The following is a 3,170-nucleotide window of genomic DNA, read 5'->3' as shown; positions in this document are numbered from 1 at the left end:
GGCAAGGAGGACCCGACGCGCCCGCCACGCCAGCAGGCCGGCCACCGCCGGCTCGCCGAGCCACAGGCCGCCGTGATAAGCCTTGAGGGCCAGGGTGAGCGGCGGCGCCCTCATGCCGTCACCGTCATGCCGCCTCGGCGCGGGGCGCACGCCCGAGCCAGTTGTCCCCGACGCGGTCGAGCCGCCCGACGAGGGTGTAGGCCCGGTCGTGCACCCGGTTCATTTCGGCCTCCAGGCGGACGCGCAGGGCCTCGAACGTCTCCGGGTCGGGGTCGCGCGGCACGCGGATCGCCTCGCCGAAGACCACAGCGCCGCGGCCGAACGGCAGCCCGAGGCAGGCGCGGTCCCAGCTTCCGAAGCGGATGTGCCGGCTCGTCACCACCGCCACCGGCACGATCGGCCGGCCGGAGAAGCGCGCCAGGGTGAGGATGCCGGCGTCGGCCCGGCGCGAGATCTTGGGCACGTCGGCGCTGAAGGCGACGATCTCGCCGTTCTTCAGGGCCCGCATCATCGCGCGCAGGCCCTCGGCGCCGCCCTTGGCCTTGGCGTCCTTGACCACCCGGCCGCGGGCGCCGGAGGCACGGATCACCCGCACGCCCATCCGCTCCAGGGCGATGGTGTTGATGTTGCCGTCTGGGTTCTTCGAGATGATCGTGGCGACCCGGTCCACCGGCCTCCCGGCGAAGGACACCATGATGTGCTGGCCGTGCCACATCCCGGCGACGAAGGGGGACATCGCGTCGAGCCAGGGGTCGGCGTTCGCCGGCTCCACGGTGAAGCGGTTGGTTCGGCGCACCAGCGTGAGGTAGCCGGCGGCGAGCCGTCCGAGCGCCGCCTGCACGGCCGGATGCCGGATGATGCGCTTGCCGAGGCTCATGCGACCGCCTCGGGGGTGCCGCGCGAGGGCGCGCGGCGACGCGGCGTGCGGACGGCAGGAAGGGTCGGCATGGGGAACATGTCTCGCTTTCCAAGGCTCGGCCGGGTTCGCGCGATGGCGTGGCGGCCGGAGGGAGGCAAGGTCGCCGACCGGTCTGGCGACGGGTCGGGCGTTCGGACGCGACAACGGGACAGCGCCGTCCCGCGCAGCCCGGTGGCTCTCTAGACCCGTCGTCGCAGCCTGCGCAACCGAGACCCGGAGCGGTTCGGGCCGCTTGAGCCGCGCCGCGTGTCCAAAGACACCGCGAAACCGCACTTTGCCGGCTTGTTTGGATCGATTCCAATATGTAGATTGGAATCGATCCAGACAGGATGACGATCATGGAAGCGGTCCTCCACGGCGACGCCGACGCAACCGCACCCGGCGACGACACCCACCGCGCCTTCGTGCTGGCCTACGTGCAGCCGGGTCTCGCCGGGCTGATCGACGGATCGGTCTCGACGTTGGCGCCGATCTTCGCCGCCGCCTTCGCCACGCACAGCAACGGCGCGACCTTCCTCGTCGGGCTCGCGGCCTCCCTCGGGGCCGGGATCAGCATGGGCTTCACCGAGGCGCTCTCCGACGACGGGCGCATCACCGGGCGGGGCAGTCCGTGGATGCGCGGCCTCGTCTGCGGCGCGGCGACCGCGCTCGGGGGGCTTGGCCACACCCTGCCCTACGCGATCCCGGGCCACTGGCCGAACGCCTTTGCGCTGGCCACCGGACTCGCGGTGCTGGTGGTGGCGATCGAACTGGTGGTCATCGCCGCGATCCGCACCCGCTACATGGCGACACCGTTCGGCCGGGCGGTGCTGCAGATCGTGCTCGGCGGCGCGCTGGTGCTGGCAGTGGGGGTGCTGATCGGCAGCGCGTGAGGCGGGTGCGCGCCCATTCCCTGCGATCGAGGCGCTCACCACTTCGTCGCAGGCTTCGGAATCGGCGAAACTGAGCTGTGCCGCCGCCGATACCTTGAGTCATGTGGTATCTTTACGGACTGACGATCCTCGCCGGGCTCGCGAATGCGGTCCAGCCGGGACAGAACGCGGCCCTGTCGAAGTCCTTCGGGCTTCCGGTCACGGCGGCGGTGGTGATCCTCTTCGTCAGCACCGGCTTCATGCTGCTGGGCGGCCTCGCCTTCGGCAAGCTCGGCGTGCCGAGCTGGCAGCAGATGGCCGAGGTGCCCTGGTGGGGCTGGCTCGGCGGCTGTCTCAGCGTCCTGCTGATCCTGGCCCAGCTCTATGCCGCCCCTTCCCTCGGGGCCGCGTCCTTCCTCGGGATCGTCGTGACGGTGGGCGTCGCCGCCTCGATCGTCCTCGACCATTACGGCTGGATCGGCTTCCAGGTCCATCCGGCGAGCCTGTGGCGTGTCCTCGGGGCGGGCCTGATGATCTTCGGCGTCGGCTTGGTGGCGCTGACCTGACGTCCGCCCCACGCCGGCCCCTCGGGCACGGCGCCTCGCTTGACGCGGCCGGCCCCAACCGCGATGCGATGGCCCGGTGTCCTTCCGCCTCGCCCACCTCACAGACCCGCATGTCGGCCCGCTGCCGCGGCCGCGCCTGCGCCAGCTCTTCGGCAAGCGCGCGACGGGCTACGCGAACTGGCGCCGCGGGCGCTCGCGCAGCCACGACATGGAAACGCTGGCTGCCTTGGTCGCGGACCTGAGGCTGCAGGCGCCGGATCACGTCGCCTGCACCGGCGACCTGTGCAACATCGGCCTGCCGAGCGAGTGGGACACCGCGCGCATCTTCCTGGAGGCGCTCGGCACGCCGGAGGCGGTCAGCTTCGTGCCCGGCAACCACGACGCCTACGTGCGCGGCTCGCTCGAAGGGCTGCTCGCGGCCTGCGGCGCCTGGACCGCGGACGACGCCGGCGGAGGCGGCACGTTTCCGTACCTGCGCCGGCGCGGGCCCCTGGCACTGGTCGGCCTGTCGAGCGCGATCCCGACCGTGCCGTTCGTCGCCACCGGCCGGCTCGGGCCGCGCCAGATCGCGGCGGCCGAATCGTTGTTGCGGACGCTGGCGACCGACCCGTCGCGGCCGGCCCGCGTGGTGATGATCCATCATCCGCCCCATCCCGGCGGGGCGAGCCCGGGCCGCGACCTGCGCGACGCCGCCCTGTTCAGCGCGATGCTCGGCCGCGTCGGCGCCGACCTCGTCCTGCACGGGCACAACCACGTGGCCAGCGTCGCCCACCTGCCGGGACCGGACGGGCGGGCGATCCCGGTGGTCGGCGGCGCATCCGCCTCGGCCCGGCC

The 3,170-nt window shown here is 72.6% G+C and carries 3 protein-coding genes and 1 pseudogene; 3 read left to right on the top strand and 1 reads right to left on the bottom strand.

Going from position 1 to position 3,170, the window contains the following annotated elements; all coding sequences use genetic code 11:
• Nucleotides 1-124: 124 nt before the first annotated feature.
• Complete coding sequence (locus FV222_RS21305; RefSeq protein WP_147750698.1) at nt 125-877, bottom strand: lysophospholipid acyltransferase family protein; 753 nt, start codon at nt 875-877, stop codon at nt 125-127.
• Nucleotides 878-1,320: 443 nt separating this feature from the next.
• On the opposite strand from FV222_RS21305, the pseudogene FV222_RS21300 reads away from it, so the two are divergent.
• The 3 genes and pseudogenes from FV222_RS21300 to FV222_RS21290 all read left to right on the top strand — a co-directional run.
• Nucleotides 1,321-1,791 (top strand): annotated as a pseudogene (locus FV222_RS21300) (VIT family protein); the annotation flags it as partial.
• Between the two features lie 101 nt (nt 1,792-1,892).
• On the top strand, nt 1,893-2,336 hold the full coding sequence (locus FV222_RS21295; RefSeq protein WP_147750696.1) for a DMT family transporter: 444 nt from the start codon (nt 1,893-1,895) through the stop codon (nt 2,334-2,336).
• Nucleotides 2,337-2,412: 76 nt separating this feature from the next.
• On the top strand, nt 2,413-3,170 hold a 758-nt coding region (locus tag FV222_RS21290; protein WP_147815584.1), incomplete at its 3' end, for a metallophosphoesterase.

Origin of the sequence: Methylobacterium sp. WL103, from assembly GCF_008039885.1 — a bacterium.
In the GTDB taxonomy this organism is placed as follows: domain Bacteria; phylum Pseudomonadota; class Alphaproteobacteria; order Rhizobiales; family Beijerinckiaceae; genus Methylobacterium; species Methylobacterium cerastii.
Note: the sequence above shows the minus strand (reverse complement) of the source record. Positions and strands in the feature narration are given on the sequence as shown.